Here is a 21126-nt window from a genome sequence, read left to right on the forward strand (position 1 = left end):
GCGTCGACATGACAGAACGATGGGATTTATGAGGGTCAGGATGATGTCTGGATTACGAACGACTGCGCGTACCTTAATGAGCCGCGTGGTGACACTGGGTTGCTGTGTCGCCGTCACTACGTCGCTATCGGCCCAACCGATTATGGAGGGCGATCGCAGCGTGCCGGTCGAGGCACGCAATGGCATGGTGGTGACCAGTCACTACCTTGCTACCGAGGAGGCGCTCAAGGTGCTCAAAGCTGGCGGCAATGCGGTCGATGCCGCTGTGACGGCCGCCTTTGCGCTGGCGGTTACTCAGCCGCGCTCTGGTAACATCGGTGGTGGCGGCTTCATGCTGGTGTCGTCCGAGACAAAGGGCGAAGTAAAGGCGATAGATTACCGGGAAAAGGCCCCGGCGGCGGCGACCCGGGATATGTATCTAAATGACCAGGGTGAGGTGGATCAGAAACTCAGCCGTTTCTCCCATAAGGCGGCCGGTGTTCCCGGAACCGTGGCCGGCCTAGCGCTGGCGCTGGAAAAGTACGGGACTATCTCGCTGGCCGAAGCGCTGGCCCCGGCGATCAAACTGGCCGAGGAGGGCTTTGTCGTGCCGCCGCGCTTCAGCGAGGGGATCCGCGACCGGGCGGTGTTGCTGGGGCAGTTCGAGTCGAGCCGCAAGGTGTTCTTCAAGCCGGATGGCACTTTTTACGAGCCGGGTGACCTGTTTGTTCAGAAGGATCTGGCGGCGACACTCCGGCGTGTGGCTGAGCAGGGTGTGAAAGGCTTTTACGAGGGTAAAACGGCCGATCTGATCGTCGCGGAGATGCAAAAAGGCGGTGGCCTGATTACCCATGAAGACCTGAAAAACTATCAGCCCGAGATTCGCGAGCCGGTTCACGGCACATATCGTGGTTATGACGTGTACTCCATGAGCCCGCCAAGCTCAGGCGGTACCCACGTGGTGCAGATCCTGAACATACTTGAGGGCTACCCGTTGGGCGAGAGCGGCTTGAACTCGGCTAAAACCATTCACCTGATGGCCGAGGCGATGAAGCGCGCTTATGCCGACCGGTCAAAGTATCTCGGTGATACCGATTTTGTCGATGTGCCGCTTAAAGGGCTGACATCGAAAGCCTACGCCGAGGAGTTGCGGGCCAGCATCGATCCGGCGCGAGCAACTCCCAGCGTGGAGATCAGGCCTGGAAATCCCTCACCCTACGAGAGCAACGAAACCACCCATTTCTCCATTGTCGACAAGTACGGCAATGCGGTGTCCAACACCTACACCATCAACTTCAGTTATGGCTCTCATATTGTGGTGGATGGCGCCGGTTTCCTGCTCAATAACGAAATGGACGATTTCAGCGCCAAACCGGGCGTGCCCAACGCCTATGGTCTGATCGGCGGCGAGGCCAACAAGATCGAACCCAACAAGCGGATGCTCAGCTCCATGTCGCCGACTATTGTGATGAAGGATGGCAAAAACTTCATCGTGACCGGCAGCCCCGGTGGCTCACGCATCATCACCACGACCTTGCAGGTGCTGCTTAATGTGATCGATCATCATCTGAATATTCAGGCCGCGGTGAACGCCCCGCGGGTGCACCATCAGTGGCTACCGGATGAAATCCGCATCGAGCAGGGGATCAGCCCCGATACCATTGCGCTGCTTGAGGGTATGGGACATACCGTCGAGCAGAAAGCGGCAATGGGGGCGATTCAGTCAATCATGATCGGTGAGGAGGGTGTCTTCTACGGCGGGGCGGACCCGCGCCGCAGCACCTCGTCGGCTCAGGGGTATTGATTATCGACTGAGTAGCGGCTGGTATCCGCCCGGTATGCCAGCCGTTACCACTGCCACTGCGTCGTGTGCATGGAGGCTCTCCTGATGCTCTACGCGTACCCAGAAATCGAGCAGATCCGACCGGGCCTCCAAAGCCTGCTTGATTCGTCTCGCCGCATCCTCACAGAACATCAGATTGTCTCCGTTCAGCCGGGCAAAGGCTTGTTCATCCTCCCGTTTTACGGCGGTTTGCACCGGTGTACCCAACGCCTGCTCGATTGATTCAATAATCGATTCAATCGGAAAGGCGCTCGCCTCGTCTGTTATCTGTACGCGAAGTTTCGCCCAGGAGCGTTGGCTGTGCGGTGTGGCGAGCGATCCCTTTTCAAGCAACCACCGCCGGATGTCGCCTTTTTCAAGATGCAGACGCTCGGAAAAATCACCCTCAAATTCGTCGGCGAGCAGTTGGCGCGACAGCGACGCCGAGCAGGGGCAGGTACTCGAATAGGGGATGGCCAATTCCAGTTCGATACAGGGCTCATTGTTAACGCGTGTTGCATGAATGGAGGCGGGGTACGCTTTCCATCCCTGATGTGCACTTTTCAGCGCCGGCCTGCGGGAGAGGTATGAGAAATGAATCGCGAGCCCCGCCGCGCCGCTGATATCCCGATGGGAGTTCAACTGAGTATCCAGAAACAGGCACAGAATTTCAGGTGACAGTGTGGTGTCATCCACCAGAGACTCCAGCAGCAGGTAGAGCCGCGACATATGGATACCCTTTACCTCGGGGCGGGCGATATCCACGTGAATGTCGGCATTTCCCTGACACATGACTGAACCGCGCCGTGACTCGCTCAGGCGGAAGGGTAACGCCAGACCGGACATGCCGACCCAATCCAGTCGGGAGGATATAGAGGCCGTGGCTGAGGAGGCGATATCGGGTAGCGCTGTGCAAGGCATTATCGGCTTGTTCATTGTTCCAGGTCTTAGTGATGTATTGTTATGTTATAAAGTAACAATAAAGTGTGTGCTACGTACAGTCATCGATTGGAACGGCCTGCGGCGAGTGCAAAGCGCACGTCGCTTAAGCTTTGTCTCTTTGCCATACTGGGGCCTGACAGATCGACCCCCAGCAGGGCGGCCCGTCATGGTACCGGGTGAGTGTGGATGCACTTATCTCGTCACAGGCTGTCTATAGGCGGGTTCAGCACAAAACGCTTACCTTACGGATGGAACAGAAGGTCGACGGATGAAGGACAGGGTTATGGCCAACGGAAAGTTAGCGGCACTGATATCGGGTGTTTTTCTGGTGATCGCGGCAGCGCTGCTCAGTTTTGGGCTTGGCGACGCGGCGATACGCTATAAGCAGCTTGATCGCAGTGTGACGGTAAAAGGGCTCGCCGAGCGGGAATATCCGGCCGATGTGGTGATCTGGCCGATTCAATACACAGTGGCCGACAACGATCTGGAGCAGCTTTATGCCGAACTGGATAGGCAGGCGGAAAGCATTCGTGCGTTTCTGCTGCTCGGCGGTATTGAAACCTCTGAGATCACCGAGTCGGCCCCGTCTATCACCGACAAGTCGGCACAGCAGTACGGTAACAACAACGGCGCCGAGTTTCGTTATACCGCACAACGTACTGTCACCGTGTACTCCGAGAATATTGATCGCGTCCGCTCGGTGATGGAGGGGCTCTCTCAATTGGGGCGTCAGGGCATTGTGCTCAGTGGAAACGAATACCAGTCAAAGCCTGAGTATCTGTTCACCCGTCTCAATGAGATCAAGCCTGACATGATCGAAGAGGCCACGCGTAATGCACGGGAAGTGGCCGAGAAGTTCGCATCCGATTCCGATAGCCGTCTGGGCAAGATTCACAAGGCGTCCCAAGGACAGTTCTCGATCTCCGACAGGGACAATAACAACCCTCATATCAAACGCGTCAGGGTCGTCTCGACCGTAGAGTATTACCTGTCCGACTGAGATGATCATCATGACACGGCTTAGCCGCAATGACTGATGGCTAGACAAGGAGCATAGATTGGCAGGAACCAGTTTGTTAGCGCTCATCGACGATATTGCCACGTTGCTGGACGATATCGCGCTGATGTCCAAGGTGGCGGCCAAGAAGACCGCCGGTGTGTTGGGAGATGATCTGGCGCTTAATGCCGAGCAGGTATCGGGCGTCAAGGCTGATCGGGAGCTACCCGTGGTCTGGGCCGTGTTCAAGGGATCGGTGCTCAACAAGCTGATTCTGGTGCCGGCGGCGCTGTTGATCTCGGCTATCGCGCCCTGGTTGATTACACCGCTGTTGATGATCGGCGGCGCTTACCTGTGTTTCGAAGGGTTCGAAAAGGTGCTTCACAGCATCAAGCCGGATCCGGCAGCCCATGAGCGGGAGCTCAAGGCGGTGGCCGATACCGACGTCGATCTGGTCGCCTTTGAAAAGGCCAAGATAAAGGGCGCCATTCGAACGGACTTTATCCTGTCCGCTGAGATCGTCGTCATCGCATTGGGGACGGTGCAGAGCGCCGCGTTCGGTGTGCAGGTGGCGGTGGTGTCGACCATCGCGCTGGTTATGACAGCCGGCGTTTATGCGTTGGTCGCCGGTATCGTCAAGCTGGACGATGCCGGTCTGTATCTGGCCAGGGACGGGCAATCGGGCACGCGCGCTGCGGTAGGCCGCATGTTATTAACGCTGGCACCTGCGTTGATGAAAACGCTGTCGGTCGTGGGGACGATCGCCATGTTCTTGGTCGGCGGCGGTATTCTGCTCCACGGTATTCCCGGGTCTCATGAGGTTTTACATCATCTGGCTGAAACGGCCGGAGCGTTGCCGGCGATCGGTACAATCGTCAATGGGGTGTTGCCGACGCTGATAAATGCGCTGCTGGGCGTTGTAGCCGGTGCCCTCATATTTGCCGGTGTGGAGTATGGTATACACCCGTTGCTCCACCGTTCGAAATGACCATGTGATATCAGGGAGGAGCGTAAGCGATGCGTGTTCAAGAGTTGCTGGGGATCAATCTGCCCATTATTCAGGCACCTATGGCGGGGGCTCAAGGCAGCAAACTGGCTATAGCGGTCAGCGCCGCCGGGGGGCTTGGATCCTTGCCCTGCGCGATGTTGAGCCCGGAGCAACTGCTGGCCGAGATCGAAGCGATCAGAGGTGCCGGTAGCGGCCCCTATAACCTTAACTTCTTCTGCCACACGGTGCCTGAACCGGATGAGGCGAGTTTGGTCGCCTGGCAAAAACGATTGTCAGGCTATTATCGAGAGTTCGGACTTGAGAGCGATACACCGGCTTCCGGTGGTGGGCGACAGCCGTTCAGCCATGACATTGCCGACATCATCGAGCCATTCAGACCGCCTGTTGTCAGCTTCCATTTCGGCTTGCCGGAACCCGAATTACTGGAGAGGGTGCGTGGATGGGGAAGCCGTATCCTGTCGTCTGCGACCACGGTAGAAGAGGCGCTCTGGCTCGATGCCAGAGGGGTAGACGCCATCATCGCACAGGGTGTCGAGGCGGGCGGTCACAGGGGGATGTTCCTGACCGACGATCTGACTTCGCAGATGGGGACGATGGCGTTAGTGCCACAGATCGTTCAGGCGGTGAACTGTCCGGTTATCGCCGCTGGAGGCATCGCTGATTCGGCCGGTGTGGCAGCCGCACTCGCGCTGGGTGCGGCTGGGGTTCAGATCGGCACCGCTTATCTGTGCTGCCCGGAGTCCACCATATCCGATATTCATCGCGGCGCACTGATGAGCGAAGCGGCGCGGCATACCGCGTTAACCAACGTATTCAGCGGTCGCCCCGCCCGGGGAATCGTGAATCGCGTCATGCGTGAGCTGGGGCCTATCTGTGAGCAGGCGCCTGCATTTCCCCTGGCCACGGCTGCCATCGCTCCGCTTCGAGCGGTTGCCGAATCACAGGGGCTCGGTGACTTCTCGCCGCTATGGTCCGGCCAGAATGCAAGCGGATGCAAGGCGATACCGGCCGCTGAGCTGACACGGCAGTTGGCAGCGGCGCTTAGCTAAAGGCTCAGTTGTTCCAGTGTGCAGATGCCAGATAGCGATCCATACTGGCGCCTGTCACCGCTGGAACGGCACCGGCAAGCATCTGCTCACGTAACGCCGAGTCGGCCAGATATTGGTTCAGACCGTCGATGCTATTGTCCAGTGTCGAGCCATCCCACACCGGTGGGCCAAATTCCGCCTCGATACCGAGCAGTGCAAACTGATACTGCTCGACGGCATTGAACTCATTGATGTTCATCGCCACGCTATCGAATGAGCGGCGTTTGCCTGTCGCGTCGGCTACGATCTGCAAAAACAGATCGTCCCCCCGTGTGACCAGGGCGTAGTTCAGCAGTTCAAGGTTTGCGTTAAGCGAGCGCCCGTCGGATACCGGATAACCGAAGTCGCTGGTATCGGCTTGGGCCATTACGGGTTGGGGTACGTCAGTGGATGCAATGGCCGTAGTGGCGAAGTCATAGGGGCGAGGGTCAGCGAGTGTGGCCAGCCGGTCATCCTCGGCGTAGCTAAGCTGTAGCGATTCGTTCAGCGCCGTCAGCGAATGCTCAAGCGACTGATCGCCCTGTACGGTGAGGTCGGACCAGCGCTCTGAGGCGACGGCGTTACCAATACCCAGTGTCAATAACAGTGCGGCAGAACCTGCTCTAAACAGCGTAATTGTTGGCGTATACATGTCTCATCCCCTGTAGTTGATTACTCGGGTGATTAATCTGAGTATAGGGGTAGGAATTGGCGACAATCCCACGGATGAATAGGTTTCCAACTACAGATAAGCGCATCACTCAGTGTCTTTTGGGTAGAGGGGGCAGGTCGCTGAAACCTAAGACGTTTTGGGTTGGGGGTCATCAGGGAGTGCCGGCTTCGGTTGAGGATGTTTCACGCATGGCGGGGCGCCAGATGGAAAGGGCGGTGATAAACGGGTTTTTGAATGAACTTTGACGCGCTGATAGAACGGGTCAGGTCCTGCCGGTTGTGTGAGGCCCATCTGCCTTTGGGTCCGAAACCTATACTGCAAGCTTCGCCCAAGGCTCGAATCCTGTTGGTGGGGCAGGCACCGGGGCGCAGGGCACACATCTCCGGGCAGCCATTTGACGATGCCAGCGGTGACCGCCTGCGGGATTGGCTGGGTGTAACCCGCGAGCAGTTCTATAACCCGGAGCTCTTTGCCATTCTGCCGATGGGGTTCTGTTACCCCGGTCGCGGTAAATCGGGCGACCTTCCTCCGAGGCCCGAGTGCGAACCGGCCTGGCGAGCCGAATTGATGGCGCATCTGAGCTCGATAGAACTGACGCTGGCGCTTGGGCAGTTTGCCCAACGCTATTGCTTTGGCGCCGATGGCCTCACGCTGTCCCAGCGGGTTTCAGACTGGCGAACCCACTGGCCGCAACGTCTGGCGCTGCCACATCCTAGTCCTCGCAATAATGTATGGTTAGCCCGCAACAGCTGGTTTGAGACCGAGTTGCTGCCGGTTTTGAGATCCCGCATTCAGCAGTTGGTCAATCAACCCTGAATGCTCTGACGGAGAACAGAATGGACATCGCGATTTTGGATGACTATCAGGATGCAGTGCGTCACTTGGACGCATTCGCGTTATTAAACGGACATCGGGTTAGGGTACTGAACGAAGCGCTGACCAACACTGATGTTCTGGCCGATGTGGAGGCGCTGGTGTTGATACGTGAGCGCACTCAGATTACGCCTGAGCTGCTGGCCAGTCTTCCTAAGCTGAAACTGATCAGCCAGACCGGCAAGATCAGTAACCATATCCGTCTGGATGATTGCACTGCCGCAGGTGTTGCAGTCGCCGAAGGTATTGGCTCTCCAGTTGCACCGTCGGAGTTGTGCTGGGCGCTGATCATGGCTGCCTCACGCCATATTCCCGCCTATGTGGCGAACCTGCAGCGAGGTCTTTGGCAGAACTCCGGTTCGCTCGGTCTGGGGCGAAACCTAAATGGGCTCACGTTCGGTGTCTGGGGATACGGCAAGATCGGTCAGCGTGTGGCGCGATACGCAGAGGCCTTCGGGATGCGGGTGATGGTCTGGGGGAGTGAATCCTCGCGCAGCAAAGCGCAGTCGGATGGGTATACAGCAGCGCGCGACAAACAGGAGTTTTTTGCATCGGCCGATATTCTCTCGCTGCATCTGAGGCTCAATGATGCGACACGGGAGGTGGTGCGATATGAAGATCTCCAGCAGATGAAACCGCATGCGCTGTTCGTCAACATAAGCCGTGCTGAGCTGGTCGAGCAGGGTGCGCTGGTGCGAGCGCTTGAATCCGGGACACCGGGTTTTGCGGCGCTCGATGTGTTTGAATCGGAACCACTCAGTCTTGATAAAGAGCCGCTGCTAACGATGCCGAACGTGCTCTGCACCCCGCATCTCGGTTACGTGGAAAAAAACAGTTACGAGCTTTATTTCGACGCGGCATTTCGTAATGTCCTCGCGTTCGATCGAGGCGAGCCCAGCAATATTGCCAATCCCGAGGTGCTTGGGTGCTGACAGAGCCTGCCGGGGCTGTCGGCTACACTGAATATATGTACCCTGAAACGGAGTAGCTGTTTGATCAACCCTGACAGGAGTGAAACCGTGCAATACCGACTGCCCAATAAAGTACGCACCCAGGATGGCGAGGTACGAAGGGTGGGGTTCGAGCTGGAGTTTTCCGGCGTAACACTTGAGGAAACCGCCAAGGCACTGAAAGAGCAGTTAAACGGGCGCGTGCTCAGTCAGACCGAAGCCGAGCTGGAGCTCGAGTTACCAGAGCTCGGTACATTCAATATTGAGCTGGATTGGGACTTTCTCAAACGCAAGGCCGCCAAGAGTGATGCCGACAATAGCGCCGAACAGTGGTTAAAGCCGCTGAGTCAGGCCGCTCATTTGCTGGTGCCAGTTGAAGTCGTATGTCCGCCGATCCCCGTCGATCAGCTCGATCGGCTGGATACTCTGGTTGAAACGTTAAGAAGCCTCGGGGCTCAGGGCACCGAAGAGTCGTTGATCGCCGCTTACGGCGTGCATATCAACCCTGAGCTGCCGTCACTCGATGCCGCAACACTTCATGACTACATGAGGGCCTTCTGCCTGCTGCAGTGGTGGCTGGTCGATGCCCATGAAGTGAATCCTGCACGCAAAATCAGCCCTTATATCGATCTGTATCCGCACGAGTATCTGGTAGCGCTGTTTGAAGCCGTTAATCCGGATATGGATACGCAGTTTAATCTCTATCTTACTCACAACCCCAGTCGCAACCGGGCGTTGGACCTGCTGCCGTTACTGTCTGAGATCGACGAGGCACGGGTGCGTCGTGTGGTTGATGACGCCAAGATCAAATCGCGGCCAACCTTCCATTACCGACTGCCCAATTGCCAGATCGAGAAACCAGACTGGTCATTGGCGCACAGCTGGAACCTCTGGTGGATAGTCGAGACACTGGCCGAGCGACGCGATGATCTTGATCGACTAGGCGCGGAGTTTCTTGACGCGCAAAGGCCGCTACTGGGCGTCAATCGCAAAGACTGGGTGGAGCATATGGATCTATGGTTGAAAGACCAAGGATTGGCGTAACCGGAAACGGCCGCCGCTGGGCGCCGAGCTGGTGGTGTACCTCACTTGCACTGCGTCTTGCCGGGGCTGTACCGGAGCGGATAAGCGTACGCCATCCGCCCAGCGGCAAACCGCTCGATGGTCTGGTTATAGGTGGGGGCAACGATATCAGCCCCGAGCATTACCGTGGTGAGATCGATGAAAAGGTTGTCGCTGATCCGGCACGGGACACGCTCGAAATCGAGTGGATCAAGTGGGCGATGGAGCAGAGGGTGCCTGTTCTGGGCATCTGCCGAGGTGCGCAGCTGATTAATGTCGTGCTCGGTGGCGACCTGCATCAGGATATCCGTCCGTTGCGCAAGCAAACCTATAATCGTCCCGGATTACTGCCCACCAAGCAGGTGCGGGTGGTGAAAGGCTCGGCACTGGCACGTGTATTTGGCTCTCTGCACCTGAGGGTTAACAGCTTGCACCATCAGGCGATCAAGAGCACCGGTGAGGGGCTTACCGCCGTAGGCTGGGATTTGGACGGTTTCGTACAAGCGGTGGAGCATGAAGGCGAGATGCCGGTGGTAGGCGTACAGTGGCACCCCGAGTATCTGTTCTACCTGCCCTCCCAATTCGCGCTCTTTAGGTGGTTGGCCCGCAGAAGCCGATAGCGTCGCGCTCTGGAAGCGCGGGGCGGGCTGCCGGTAAACTCTAGCGCTCATGGTTTGGAGCGACAGTGAATGTTGAAAACTAAGGAGCAAGGCCGGTGATACGTCGCATATTTGTGACCGCCATGATGGTGGTTGCTGTTCTGTTGCAGGGGTGTGGTAGCGACAAGTTGACACCGCTGGCTGACGGTGCGGCCATACTTGCCTTTGGCGATAGCCTGACAAAGGGCTACGGTGTAGATGAGGCGCAGAGCTACCCCAGCGTGCTGGCGCATCGTACGGGGTACACGGTTATCAACGCCGGGGTATACGGTGAGATCACCGCACAAGGGGTTGAGCGTTTAGGGCCTATACTGGAGCGTGAACAGCCCCAGCTGCTGATTCTGCTGGAAGGTGGTAACGATATCCTGCGTGGAATCGACCCGGCTGAGACCAAGAACAATCTGGCAAGGATGATTGAGCTTGCCCGTAATCAAGGCGTCGAGGTCATACTGGTGGGGGTGCCGCATAAAAACCTCTTCTCCAGCTACGCGCCATTCTACGGTGAGCTGGCAGAGGACTATCAGCTGCCGTTCGCCGATTCGATAGTCGCGGATCTATTGCGTAACCCCAAATACAAATCGGATCAGGTGCATTTCAATGCAGCCGGTTATCGGCGTTTGGCCGAATCGCTGGAGTTTTTGCTGCGTGAAGAGGGGGCACTCTGAACCGGCTTGCCCAACAAGAATGACTAAAACGGGAGAGAAACATGAAGTGGAACGTCTACCTGTCCGGTGAAATTCACACAGATTGGCGCGAACAGATTATTCAGGGCTGCCGTGAGGCGGATCTACCGGTCGAGTTTACCTCGGCGGTAACCGATCATGATGCCAGCGATGCCGCCGGAGATGTTTTGGGCGCAGAGTCCAGTCACTTCTGGCGCGATCACAAATCCGCGAAGGTCAACGCCATTCGTACTAAAACGCAGATCGAGCGCTGCGATATTGCGGTCGTACGTTTCGGGGACAAGTACAAGCAGTGGAATGCCGCGTTTGATGCCGGTTTCTGTGCTGCACTGGGCAAACCCTATATCACCTTGCACAGCGCCGATATCATCCATCCGCTCAAGGAGGTGGACAGTGCGGCTATGGCGTGGGCTCAGACACCCCAGCAGGTGATCGAACTGTTGGCATATGTGATCAACGCCAAATAGTCCGGCTCACATCACGCGGACTTGGCACGATCCTTCCTAGATATCGGGTAGGGCGTCTCTACACGGGGTAAATGGGCAGCCATTTGCCCCTTTTTACATTGGAGGCGGCAAATTTCGACCTGATGTAGGGATGCACAGATGATTTCTTCCATTCAACTCACGGACCGTTCTGTAGAACTGCTCCATCGGCGGAATATGACCGATACGGAGGTTGATGCGTTTCAACTACTGCTTAACGAGGCTCAGACCGAGAAAGAAAGCAGTGGCGAGTCCGCCAAATCAGTATTGGAACAGATGAGCGCCGAGGAGTTGGCACTGCTGCAGAAGGCCAACTCGTTGGCCGAGCGGATCAATGTCGGCGGGTTATCGGAGGAGGGTGCGGCCAACTTGCTGGCGCAACCCGACTTTTCCGACCGTGTCGATCTCAATAATGACGGTATTGTCGAGGTCGGTGCCGCTAAGAACATCGTGTTTCCACCGGTGAACGCACCCGATCATGTCAAGGCCGCTTGGGAGGAGGCAACTGCCGGCATGGACGAATCGGACACGATGATGCTCCAGTTGCACATGCATCTATCAGTGTACGGTGTTCAGGCTGATGGCCTTCCCAGCAGCACGCCGCTGAGTCCGGAAGAGCAGTGGAGTAGCGGGGGTATAGAGAAGCTGTTTGATACGCTACGAAGCGCTCTGGATTTCAGAGTGGGGCTTGAGGGCTGGACGGAGCACAACAAGATGTTGTTAGGCCTCTACAGCCGTTTCGAGCAGGCTCTGGGCTGACGTGGAAGGGCGGGCGCGGACATGGCGGCAGGTGATCGGAAGTTTGCGCGATGCCCGGCCCTGAAAACGGGGGATTACTGCTTGATGCAATCCGGGCAGTAGCTTACCTGATCGTGGTACATCTTCACGTCGTAGCGAGCTGCTTCCGGGTTCGAGTAAGAGCCAATGTAGCGAAGTGCGCTTTTGGCAGGCATCTGCGAGCACTGCGAGTCGTGAATCTGGTTGCCGACATCGCTTTTCGGTTCAAGGTCCAGATAGTATTTCGCCATGGTCATAATTCCTCACTGTCGTTAGCGTTCATTCCCGTTATTCACGGTTTGAAGCGGTGTTGATGTTGCATGCCGCAAAGGTTGTTTTTCAAACCTTGTGCCACGCCACGCTCGCCAGCGAGGTGTTTGCGATTTTCGCGCTATTTAACAAAGTGTTATGCGAAGAAGGACCTTAGAGGAACGATTTACGTTGATGGGTGTTTTTCGGAGATGGGTCTTTAAATGTCGGTCATCGACCCATACATGTTGTTTTGTTGACATAGATCAATGTTGTAATGGTCGGGCTGGTGTTTAGAAATCGGCCCGACCATTGCGCCGGGCCTCAGTTTTAATGACCCCGAGTCTCGTCGTCACTCTGATCCGGTAATGCGGGTTTCTCGGAGGTGGCGTCGTTCTCTTGATCCGCAGCAGGGCTAGTGCACTCCTCCTCGATATAACGGTTCAGGTACTCCGTCCCGCGCTGGGTGGTATTGGTCAGCCACAGGACGATCAGCGCACCGAAGGCAAGGACGTAGACCGCATAGGTGCGAAGCACCAGTGCCAGAATCACGATAATGGGCAGGACGAACCAGAGCCCTTTCTTTGTCCGTTTGCTCAGGTTATCCCTTAGCTCTTCGGCTTTGGCGCGGTCAGTCAGACCCGCCTGCTTGAGGGATTCACACAAGGATTGGTATTCGCGCTCACGGCGTCGGGCCATGCGCCCGAATGGGTCGTTCAATTTCATAGGGCTTTCGTCAGTACGTCCGTTATTGATGTTCGCTTATGGATACTACCGGTTCTTGATTGGGTTGTCCGTCGCAAAACACTGTTTGTGGTTTGTGATGGGCAGCGAATAATACTTTAGTATAATGCTTGGTTTTTGGTGAGGTATGGAGAGATCGATGACGGATCGAACGGGTGTAACACCGAGGTTTTCGCCCCGGGCGCTGCTGCTGATCGAGCTTACACTGGCCATGGGCGGTTTCGGTATTGGTACGGGCGAGTTTGCCATTATGGGGCTGATGCCGGATGTGGCCCGGTCTTTGTCGATTACCGAGCCGCAGGTCGGGCATGTGATCAGCGCCTATGCCCTTGGCGTGGTTGTCGGTGCACCGCTGCTGGCGATTGTCGGGGCGCTGCTGTTTCGCCGCCACCTGCTTATTCTGCTGATGGTCGTGTTTGCGCTCGGCAACTTCGCGAGCGCCATGGCGCCGGATTATCACGCCCTGTTGATCTACCGTTTCCTCGCAGGACTCCCTCATGGTGCCTATTTTGGCGTTGCGTCATTGGTGGCGGCCTCTCTGGTGCCATCTGATCAGCGGGCCAAGGCTGTCAGCCGTGTGATGATGGGGCTGACGCTCGCGATGCTGGTTGGTAACCCGCTAGCCACCTGGCTTGGTCAGATGTTTGATTGGCGCTATGCCTTTGCGCTGGTTGGTGCAATTGCCTTGCTGACGGTGGCACTGGTGACGATGTTCTTGCCGTTGAACAGGGATGAGGTGCGCAGCAGCCCTCTACGTGAATTGCGTGCGTTCAATCAGCTGCGGGTGTGGTTGGCCCTGGGTATCAGTTCCATCGGTTTTGCCGGGATGTTCTGCGTGTTCAGTTATTTGGCACCGACGCTGCTTGAGGTCACGCGTGCAGGCAGCGGCTGGATTCCGGTCGCGCTGGCGGCTTTTGGTGCCGGAGGTATTGCCGGCAATATAGCCGGAGGCTGGCTGTTTGATCGCTTGCAGTTCAAGGCGGTGGGGTGGTTACTGCTGTGGAGTACAGCCATCCTGTTGCTGTTTCCGCTGGCCACGCAGAACATCTGGACGCTGCTGCTGGCCTCGTTCGCCGTCGGCTCAATGGTGTCGCTGGCGCCGGCCCTGCAAACCCATCTGATGGATATCGCCGAGGAGGCACAGACACTGGCAGCTGCGTCTAACCATTCGGCGTTTAACGTCGCCAATGCATTGGGTCCCTGGCTTGGCGGTATCGCGATCTCGGCAGGCTTTAGCTGGAACAGCACCGGCTTTGTCGGCGCGGCGACGGCAGCGGCGGGTTTTTTGGTGTTTCTGCTGGCCTATCGCCAACACCGTATGCCGGTGTTGCAGGAGGTCAGCGTTGAAAAATAGTGCCCTGCCTTTTGCTAAACAGCGGCTATCCTGAGAGGGACGTGTCTGAATACCGAGGGAACCATGAAGAAGCTGAAGAACGAGAAGGAGCTGATCAAGAAAGCGATCGCCGAGGGGGTCAAATACGGCGAAGAGCGTGGTGCCGTGGTGTTCGAGCCGGGAGATTCAGCAGACCTGAAGATCGAATATATCTATCGATTGCTGGTCCATGACAAGGTGATACCGCCAATGCCTGAGGAGCAGGTGTCTCAGCAGAGCATGCGCCACCGTCTGGCGATTTGGGCATCGCACCTGTAAGGCAAATTACCTGTAACCAATAAAAAAGCCGGCGATCAGCCGGCTTTTTTACGGGCGTTCACATCAGGATTCAAGTTTCCAGCGCAAGGTCTCACCGGCGCGAAGCGGTACGATGATATCGTCGCCAAACGGCATCTCGGCCGGAACTTCCCAAGGCGTTTTCACCAGTGTGATGGTATCGCTGTTGCGCGTGCGGCCATAGAAGTCGGCCCCATAGTGGCTGGCAAAGCCTTCGAGGTTTTTCAGCACGCCCAGATCTTCAAAGATTTCGGCATACAACTCGATCGCGGCATAGGCACTGTAGCAACCGGCACAGCCGCATGCGGATTCCTTGGCACCCTTGGCGTGAGGGGCTGAGTCGGTTCCCAGGAAAAACTTCGGGCTACCGCTGACGACAGCTGCCTGCAGAGCCTGCTGGTGGATGTTGCGCTTAAGAATTGGCAAACAGAACAGGTGCGGTCGGATACCGCCAACGAGCATGTGGTTACGGTTGTATGCCAGATGCTGCACGGTGATGGTGGCAGCGACATTGTCGCCATGGGCGTTGACGAACTCTGCGGCATCCCGCGTAGTGATGTGCTCGACTACCAGTTTCATGTTGCCGTGACGGCCTGCCAGCGGTGTCAGGATCTCGTCGAGGAAGCGTTTCTCACGATCAAAAATGTCTACATCACCATGGGTGACTTCGCCATGAACCAGCAGCGGCATGCCCGCTTCGTCAAGTGCATCGCAGACGGCATCCAGCTTGCCCAGGTCCGTGACCCCGGAATCCGAGTTGGTGGTCGCACCCGCCGGGTAGAGCTTCACTGCGGCGATTTTGCCAGTGGCGGCGGCTTCGGCAATCATCTCCGGTGTCGTGTTGTCTGTCAGGTAGAGGGTCATCAACGGCTCGAAACCGTTGCCTTCGGGTACCTGAGCCAGAATGCGTTCACGGTAGGCCAGGGCCTGCTCGGCGTTGACCACGGGCGGTCTCAGGTTCGGCATGACAATCGCTCGTCCCATCTGACGCGCCGTGGCCGGTACGATATGTTCGAGCACCGCGCCATCGCGCAGGTGCAGGTGCCAGTCATCGGGACGTGTCAGTGTAAGGCGTTCGGTCATGGTCGATATCCAGTACAGTAAACGGGTGGGAGTGTTGCGCGGCAGTGATTATAGACAATCTCGCCTCTGTCGTCTTGACGAGACCTGCCGTAAACAGCAAGGGGTATCAGCGCAAGATCGGTCAGGAAATGGCGCTGCGCGACTTTCCGCTGTTTTTTCTCTACCACAATCTGATCACCGACACGCCCGAGCATGAGTTGGTGACGGATCTTCTGTTGCCGCTGAAGTAAAAACTGCATCAAAAGGCGGGGGTATATGCTCCTGCCTTTTGGTTCTTAGTCAAAAAGACTGATCGCTGTATAATATTGCGCCTTATAAATCTGGATGATCCCGGATTCACCATAAATAAGGCCTGGCTTATCCCGCCGGTGCCCAATCCAAGGTATACACCGATCATGACCAAACCCTCCCCTCTGGCGCTGGCTCCGCTTGCGCTGTTTCTGCTGTTTTTCGTGGGCAGCGGTCTCTGGTACCAGACTCAGGGTACCGAGTTCGCCTTCTATCAGATATCGGCGCCTGTCGCGATATTGCCGGCGATTGTGCTGGCGATTCTGCTGGCGCGCGGGCCGCTGAATGAGCGCATCAACACATTTATTCGCGGTGTCGGTGATGACACCATCATCACCATGGTGCTGATCTATCTGCTGGCCGGCGCCTTTGCCAGTGTAGCCAAGGCGGTGGGTGGTGTAGACGCTACCGTTAACTTCGGTTTGAGCGTCATTCCGCCATCGTTTGTGCTGCCGGGGCTATTTGTGATTACCGCGTTCGTGGCCACCTCGATGGGAACATCCATGGGCACGATCGCCGCCATCGCACCCATAGCGGTAGGCGTGGCCGAAGCGACAGAGCTGTCGCTGCCCCTGACCGTCGCCACGGTGATCGGTGGCGCGATGTTTGGCGATAACCTGTCGATTATCTCCGATACCACCATCGCAGCGACCCGTACACAGGGCTGCGCGATGCGTGACAAGTTCAGGCTCAACTTCAAGATTGCACTGCCGGCTGCATTGTTGACGCTGGTTTGGCTGTGGCTGCAAAGCAGCACCGCCGTGGTCGAGGCCCCGGGCGAGTATGAGCTGGTGCGCGTGCTGCCTTACGTGGCGGTACTGGTGTTAGCCGTGATGGGCGTGAACGTCATGCTGGTACTGTTCGTCGGTATTGTGTTGGCCGGTCTGATCGGGCTGACGATGGTGGCTGATTATTCGGTTGCCCAGTGGTCCAAGGATATCTACGCCGGCTACACCGGCATGCAGGAGATTCTGATCCTATCGCTGTTGATCGGTGGCCTTGGGCTGCTGATGAAAACTCAGGGCGGTCTGGCTTGGGTATCGAACCTGATCGATCGCTTCAGCCGCATGGGCAAAGGTACGCCAGGGCGTCGCAGCGGAGAGTTCAGTATCAGTGCTGCCGTGGCGTTGACCAACTTCTGTACTGCCAACAATACGGTGGCGATTCTGCTGGCAGGTTCGCTCGCCAAGGATATTGCCGAGCGCCACAACGTGGATCCGCGTCGCAGCGCAAGCCTTGCCGATATCTTCTCATGCGTAGTGCAGGGCCTGATTCCGTATGGGGCTCAGGTGCTGCTGGCGGCCTCTATCGCGAAACTCTCGCCGTTACAGCTGGTGGGCAGCATCCATTACTGCTGGCTGCTCGGGTTGGTCGCGCTGGTGGCGATCTTCGTAGGTTTTCCGAAGCTTAACAGCGTGAAGGCGACCGAAGCGGTCGCCTGACAGGTGCTTACTCTCCCTTGAGCTGCTTGACCAGTGCGGCAGGCAGCTCGCTGAGGGTGAGTGTGTTATTGCTGGGATTGAAGGTAATGTTTTTGCCCAGAGATTCGTTTGAAAAGCTGATGGATACATCGCGGCTGCGGCCACTGTAACGGATGTATCGCTTGAGGCTGGCGCGATCGGGGATGAACGACTCCTTGATCTCCGGCGCGCGCTCTTCGATAAAACGATCAAGTCCAGTGGGGGCCTGACTCTCGATCTCGCCGGAGAGTTCACGGTAGTTCACCGTCTCGCCGTTCTTGCCCTGCTCCATGCAGTATTCAGCCACCTCTTTACGATAACGCTTGGCGTTGTCTTCCGGCATTTCTCGGCTGTAATCCTCCACCAGCGCCATGAAGCGCTCGGTGTCTTCGGTGGTGTTCACCGTGTCGGTAAAACAGACGAAATCCAGCATCAGAGCCTGCATCGGGCGGTCGCCAAAGCCGAAACTGACGGTCAGGTATTTCTTCTCGCTGGGCTGGTTGATCTGATCCAGATTGATGCTGGCGCAGAAGCCCATTTTGGAGAGGTCAAGATACTCGCAGTTGTCCGGGCGGTTGTCGCCGTCGATCATCACTCCGTCGAACTGGCGTAGCTGGGCTAGCCACAGAATACGACCGGCTTCCTGCTCGTCAACGGCGAACATCCAGTAGCCGTCGCTTTCCACATCCTGCTCTTCGAGCGCGATGGCAAGGTACTCAATGGTTTTCTGGCTGAAAGAGACCAGATTCAGCGTCTCGCCAAGCCAGTTAACAACCAGCCCTTTGAATACACCGGCCCCTTCATCGGCGAAGCAGCCATAACGCTTGCTGGCACGGCGGGCGAACAGCGGCTTGATATCGCTGAGCAGATGCGCTGCGTTGTCGGATGCTTCCAGAGGCTTATCGCTGAGGCTGTAGGACTTGTCGCCGCTTTCGCGGGTCAGGCGGTGAATGATCGCTTGGCTGACGGACATGGACGCTCCTGCTGCGGATTGAAACGGGGCGCGATTATACCTCAGTGCCGGTCAGGATCTGTACTGGGAATGCCAAAGTAAAGAAGATGGAATGTGCCAGAGCGCGTCTGAATACGCGCTAAATAGCGGTTCCCGAGAAGAAGTCTTCGATCATGTGGGAGATGTCTTCGTGTATGTACGCTTCGAAGTCATCGATATTTTTGCCCATCAACGCCAGATACCGATCCGCTTTATCGCGGGACAGGCGTTTATTATTGATGGTGTATTCCATCTCCGGCAGCGATTTGTCGTCTCGGGACTGCACCTTCCAGATAACGAACGCGGAATCGAAAGATCTCAGTGCCTTGTCTGCAAAGACGCAAAAATCCTTGATGTGGTCATGGCCATTCGGGCCCAGACAGCCCGGTTCCAGTCTGTAGATAACGCACAGTTTCTTTTCGTCGGGCAGGGCGGGGGACGTCATCGTCATGTAATCTTCCTGAGGTATTAACCCCAATCCTATTCAGTGATTACGGCCAAGTCCATAGAGCATTCATTGGGCTGTTCAACCCCCAAAATCATCGAAGCGGATGTTCTGTGCATCGACGCCCAGGCTGTCGAGCATCTGTATGACCGCTTTGAGCATCGGCGGTGGGCCGCAGAGATAATACTCGCAGTCTTCCGGATTTGGGTGATTCTCCAGATAGCGCGTATACAGCACCTCGTGAATGAACCCGGTCTCGCCTTGCCACTCATCTTCAGGTCGCGGGTCGGACAACGCGACTGTCCAGCTGAAGTTATCGTGCTCCTTGGCAAGGCGGTCAAACTCGTCGACATAAAACAGCTCGCGGGTGTTGCGCGCCCCATACCAGAAGCTGATTGTCCGTTTCGAATCCAGCTGTTTGAGCTGATCGAATATATGTGAGCGCATGGGCGCCATGCCGGCCCCACCGCCAATGAAGATCATCTCATGGTCCGAGTCTTCTGCGAAAAAGTCCCCGAAGGGGCCGGATATCTCCACTTCGTCTCCCGGTTCGAGGCTGTACATGTACGAGGAGACAATGCCCGGTGGCGCGCTGGAACCCGGTGGTGGGGTGGCCAGACGGACGACCAGTTTTACAATGCCTTGCTCATCCACGTAGTTAGCCATGGAGTAGGCGCGACTGTGCGGCTCCGAGGTGGAGGATTCGAGGTCCCAGAGTCCAAGTTTTTGCCAATCTTCGTGGTAGCGCTCGTCAATCTGAAGCTCTGAGAACCGCAGCTCATAGGGTGGGCAGGTCGCCTGAATATACGCGCCGGCACGGAACTCCAGTGTTTCGCCTTCCGGCAACGCCAGCGTGATCTCCTTCATCAGAGTGCCGACGCAGCGGCTTGATTCTAGACGGCAGGTCCAGTGCCCGACCCCAAACACCTCATCAGGCACCTCAATTTTCAGGTCGTCATGCACGGTAAGTTGGCAGGCCAGTCGCGTGCCGTCGCGCATCTCGCGCAGGGTCAGTTGATCCTGCTCGGCTGGTACAACCGCACTGCGGCCCTCAACCACCCGAACCTTGCACTGGCTGCAGATACCCTTGCCGCCGCAGGCTGATGATAGTCGTATATCTTCACTATCGAGTGCGCCCAGCAGTTTGACCCCGACAGGGAGGGTTAGAGTTTTCTTGCCGTTAACCTCAATCTGCACGCCGCTTGAGGGTATCAGGTAGCTTCTTGCCAGAAGTATTGCTGTAACGAGTATGAGGACGATGCCGGTAAAAAAGGCGACGCCCAATAGGATATCGCTCATGTAGCCCTTGCTCGCTTCCGCACGGACATGTCACAAACGGCCCTATCCGGGCGGATGACTGGGTTTGGGGTCCGTCCCGTCGTGGTTGACCACCGTCAATGTGGCCTACATCGATACTATGACTATAGTTCACTGCGCTCGGTTAGCGTTTTTACGCATCCGGCTATACTGCCTAGCGTCGCTAACGGAAAATACCGCCAAGATAACCATCCAAGCTCAGGCCGGGCGCAATTACTATATATGGCAAGAGGTCAAAATGGGCATGTGGACGGCACGTTCGATGCTACATGAAGTAACCGAAGATGTAGGCCAGCAGGGAGTGCTTGAGTGCAAGTTGATAGCGCCGGAGAGCTAGCGAGCGGGCAGAGGCGTCGGAGTGCATCCATGTCTGTGCGTGTACGGTCATACCGCCCAGTCGATGCCTGGCGGGTAACCGATATCTTTTACAACAGCGTGCATTCAATCGATGAGCGCTTCTATTCCCTGCAGGAGATTAACGCCTGGGCGCCGCTGCCGGTGGAGTATGCGCAGTGGGTGCAACGCCTGAATGCCCATGATGTCCTCGTTGCCGAAGTGGAGGGTGTCATTGCGGGGTTTACCGCCATGGAGCCCGATGGCTATATCGACTGGCTGTATGTCCACAGTGATTACCAGCACCGCGGCGTTGCTAGCGCGTTATATGCAGAGGTGGAGAAGCAAGCGCGGGACGCGGGGCTGCCGTGCTTGCATGTACATGCCTCACATGTGGCCAAGCCTTTTTTTCTGCATAAGGGCTTTAGCGTATTGTCGCAGAACCGGGTAGAGCGGTTGGGCATCGCGTTGATCAACTGGGAGATGGAAAAACGACTCAGCTGATGCTGCGCTTGGTCTTGTCAGGCGCTCTGGTATAGTCGGTGAGCGTACAGCCACCGACTCGGGTA

The 21126-nt window shown here is 56.8% G+C and carries 24 protein-coding genes; 16 read left to right on the top strand and 8 right to left on the bottom strand.

Annotated features, from left to right (window positions below):
- Positions 1 to 76 precede the first annotated feature (76 nt).
- Positions 77 to 1783 carry a gamma-glutamyltransferase gene (gene ggt / locus ADIMK_RS00650; RefSeq protein WP_051692243.1) on the top strand — a complete coding sequence of 569 codons (1707 nt, stop codon included), beginning with the start codon at positions 77 to 79 and terminating at the stop codon, positions 1781 to 1783.
- Here ggt and folE2 read toward each other — a convergent pair whose 3' ends face one another.
- A complete protein-coding gene (folE2, locus tag ADIMK_RS00655) occupies positions 1784 to 2737 on the bottom strand; it encodes a GTP cyclohydrolase FolE2 (protein WP_231516969.1) in 954 nt (317 codons plus the stop codon).
- Between the two features lie 289 nt (positions 2738 to 3026).
- Between folE2 and ADIMK_RS00660 the strand changes: the two genes are divergently transcribed.
- From ADIMK_RS00660 to ADIMK_RS00670, 3 genes are read left to right on the top strand one after another with little or no spacing between them, the layout of a single operon-like run.
- The gene (locus ADIMK_RS00660; RefSeq protein WP_036182425.1) at positions 3027 to 3743 is read left to right on the top strand and encodes an SIMPL domain-containing protein; all 717 of its coding nucleotides are present in this window, start codon (positions 3027 to 3029) and stop codon (positions 3741 to 3743) included.
- Positions 3744 to 3801: 58 nt separating this feature from the next.
- Positions 3802 to 4728 (top strand): DUF808 domain-containing protein, encoded by a 927-nt coding sequence (locus ADIMK_RS00665; RefSeq protein ID WP_036182427.1) that lies wholly within the window; start codon positions 3802 to 3804, stop codon positions 4726 to 4728.
- Positions 4729 to 4757: 29 nt separating this feature from the next.
- Positions 4758 to 5798: an NAD(P)H-dependent flavin oxidoreductase gene (locus ADIMK_RS00670; RefSeq protein ID WP_036182429.1), complete on the top strand. Its 1041-nt coding sequence runs from the start codon at positions 4758 to 4760 to the stop codon at positions 5796 to 5798.
- Between the two features lie 4 nt (positions 5799 to 5802).
- Here the strand turns inward: ADIMK_RS00670 and ADIMK_RS00675 are convergent, their stop codons facing one another.
- Positions 5803 to 6468: a hypothetical protein gene (locus ADIMK_RS00675; RefSeq protein ID WP_036182431.1), complete on the bottom strand. Its 666-nt coding sequence runs from the start codon at positions 6466 to 6468 to the stop codon at positions 5803 to 5805.
- A gap of 255 nt (positions 6469 to 6723) precedes the next feature.
- Between ADIMK_RS00675 and ADIMK_RS00680 the strand changes: the two genes are divergently transcribed.
- The 7 genes from ADIMK_RS00680 to ADIMK_RS21150 all read left to right on the top strand — a co-directional run bounded on the left by ADIMK_RS00680 (position 6724) and on the right by ADIMK_RS21150 (position 11960).
- Positions 6724 to 7305, top strand: coding sequence for a uracil-DNA glycosylase family protein (locus ADIMK_RS00680; protein WP_036182433.1), 582 nt, complete (start codon positions 6724 to 6726; stop codon positions 7303 to 7305).
- A gap of 20 nt (positions 7306 to 7325) precedes the next feature.
- On the top strand, positions 7326 to 8294 hold the full coding sequence (locus tag ADIMK_RS00685) for a D-2-hydroxyacid dehydrogenase family protein (protein ID WP_036182435.1): 969 nt from the start codon (positions 7326 to 7328) through the stop codon (positions 8292 to 8294).
- Between the two features lie 87 nt (positions 8295 to 8381).
- On the top strand, positions 8382 to 9356 hold the full coding sequence (locus ADIMK_RS00690) for an amidoligase family protein (RefSeq protein WP_156042720.1): 975 nt from the start codon (positions 8382 to 8384) through the stop codon (positions 9354 to 9356).
- Positions 9329 to 9994, top strand: coding sequence for a gamma-glutamyl-gamma-aminobutyrate hydrolase family protein (locus ADIMK_RS00695; RefSeq protein WP_036182437.1), 666 nt, complete (start codon positions 9329 to 9331; stop codon positions 9992 to 9994). Before ADIMK_RS00690 ends, ADIMK_RS00695 begins: the two co-directional genes overlap by 28 nt.
- Positions 9995 to 10089: 95 nt before the next feature.
- Complete coding sequence (locus ADIMK_RS00700; RefSeq protein ID WP_036182439.1) at positions 10090 to 10698, top strand: arylesterase; 609 nt, start codon at positions 10090 to 10092, stop codon at positions 10696 to 10698.
- Positions 10699 to 10739: 41 nt separating this feature from the next.
- Positions 10740 to 11183, top strand: coding sequence for a YtoQ family protein (locus ADIMK_RS00705; protein ID WP_036182441.1), 444 nt, complete (start codon positions 10740 to 10742; stop codon positions 11181 to 11183).
- Between the two features lie 138 nt (positions 11184 to 11321).
- Positions 11322 to 11960, top strand: coding sequence for a hypothetical protein (locus ADIMK_RS21150; protein WP_051692247.1), 639 nt, complete (start codon positions 11322 to 11324; stop codon positions 11958 to 11960).
- 74 nt (positions 11961 to 12034) lie between these two features.
- Here ADIMK_RS21150 and ADIMK_RS00715 read toward each other — a convergent pair whose 3' ends face one another.
- Both ADIMK_RS00715 and ADIMK_RS00720 read right to left on the bottom strand, forming a co-directional pair.
- A complete protein-coding gene (locus ADIMK_RS00715) occupies positions 12035 to 12229 on the bottom strand; it encodes a hypothetical protein (RefSeq protein ID WP_036182443.1) in 195 nt (64 codons plus the stop codon).
- Positions 12230 to 12557: 328 nt separating this feature from the next.
- Positions 12558 to 12953 carry a hypothetical protein gene (locus ADIMK_RS00720; protein ID WP_036182445.1) on the bottom strand — a complete coding sequence of 132 codons (396 nt, stop codon included), beginning with the start codon at positions 12951 to 12953 and terminating at the stop codon, positions 12558 to 12560.
- A 157-nt stretch (positions 12954 to 13110) separates the two neighbouring features.
- Between ADIMK_RS00720 and ADIMK_RS00725 the strand changes: the two genes are divergently transcribed.
- Positions 13111 to 14325, top strand: a complete 1215-nt coding sequence (locus ADIMK_RS00725) for an MFS transporter (RefSeq protein WP_036182447.1) — start codon at positions 13111 to 13113, stop codon at positions 14323 to 14325.
- Positions 14326 to 14388: 63 nt separating this feature from the next.
- Positions 14389 to 14622, top strand: a complete 234-nt coding sequence (locus tag ADIMK_RS00730; protein WP_036182448.1) for a DUF5062 family protein — start codon at positions 14389 to 14391, stop codon at positions 14620 to 14622.
- A 63-nt stretch (positions 14623 to 14685) separates the two neighbouring features.
- On the opposite strand, the gene pyrC is transcribed toward ADIMK_RS00730, so the two are convergent.
- Positions 14686 to 15723 (bottom strand): dihydroorotase, encoded by a 1038-nt coding sequence (gene pyrC / locus ADIMK_RS00735; protein WP_036182450.1) that lies wholly within the window; start codon positions 15721 to 15723, stop codon positions 14686 to 14688.
- Positions 15724 to 15767: 44 nt separating this feature from the next.
- Here pyrC and ADIMK_RS22050 point away from each other — a divergent pair, with 44 nt between their 5' ends.
- Both ADIMK_RS22050 and ADIMK_RS00745 read left to right on the top strand, forming a co-directional pair.
- Entirely contained in the window at positions 15768 to 15953 is a 186-nt protein-coding gene (locus ADIMK_RS22050) for a hypothetical protein (RefSeq protein ID WP_036182452.1), read from the top strand.
- Between the two features lie 165 nt (positions 15954 to 16118).
- Positions 16119 to 17453, top strand: a complete 1335-nt coding sequence (locus tag ADIMK_RS00745) for a Na+/H+ antiporter NhaC family protein (RefSeq protein ID WP_036182454.1) — start codon at positions 16119 to 16121, stop codon at positions 17451 to 17453.
- Between the two features lie 7 nt (positions 17454 to 17460).
- Here the strand turns inward: ADIMK_RS00745 and ADIMK_RS00750 are convergent, their stop codons facing one another.
- The 3 genes from ADIMK_RS00750 to nqrF all read right to left on the bottom strand — a co-directional run bounded on the left by ADIMK_RS00750 (position 17461) and on the right by nqrF (position 20206).
- Positions 17461 to 18444, bottom strand: a complete 984-nt coding sequence (locus ADIMK_RS00750) for a nucleoid-associated protein (RefSeq protein WP_036182456.1) — start codon at positions 18442 to 18444, stop codon at positions 17461 to 17463.
- Positions 18445 to 18562: 118 nt separating this feature from the next.
- Positions 18563 to 18913, bottom strand: coding sequence for a hypothetical protein (locus tag ADIMK_RS00755; protein WP_036182458.1), 351 nt, complete (start codon positions 18911 to 18913; stop codon positions 18563 to 18565).
- A gap of 75 nt (positions 18914 to 18988) precedes the next feature.
- Positions 18989 to 20206 carry an NADH:ubiquinone reductase (Na(+)-transporting) subunit F gene (gene nqrF / locus ADIMK_RS00760; protein WP_036182460.1) on the bottom strand — a complete coding sequence of 406 codons (1218 nt, stop codon included), beginning with the start codon at positions 20204 to 20206 and terminating at the stop codon, positions 18989 to 18991.
- A gap of 384 nt (positions 20207 to 20590) precedes the next feature.
- On the opposite strand from nqrF, the gene ADIMK_RS00770 reads away from it, so the two are divergent.
- Positions 20591 to 21061 carry a GNAT family N-acetyltransferase gene (locus ADIMK_RS00770; RefSeq protein ID WP_036182462.1) on the top strand — a complete coding sequence of 157 codons (471 nt, stop codon included), beginning with the start codon at positions 20591 to 20593 and terminating at the stop codon, positions 21059 to 21061.
- Positions 21062 to 21126: the final 65 nt, after the last annotated feature.

This window comes from Marinobacterium lacunae (assembly GCF_000705555.1).
GTDB lineage: Bacteria > Pseudomonadota > Gammaproteobacteria > Pseudomonadales > Balneatricaceae > Marinobacterium_D > Marinobacterium_D lacunae.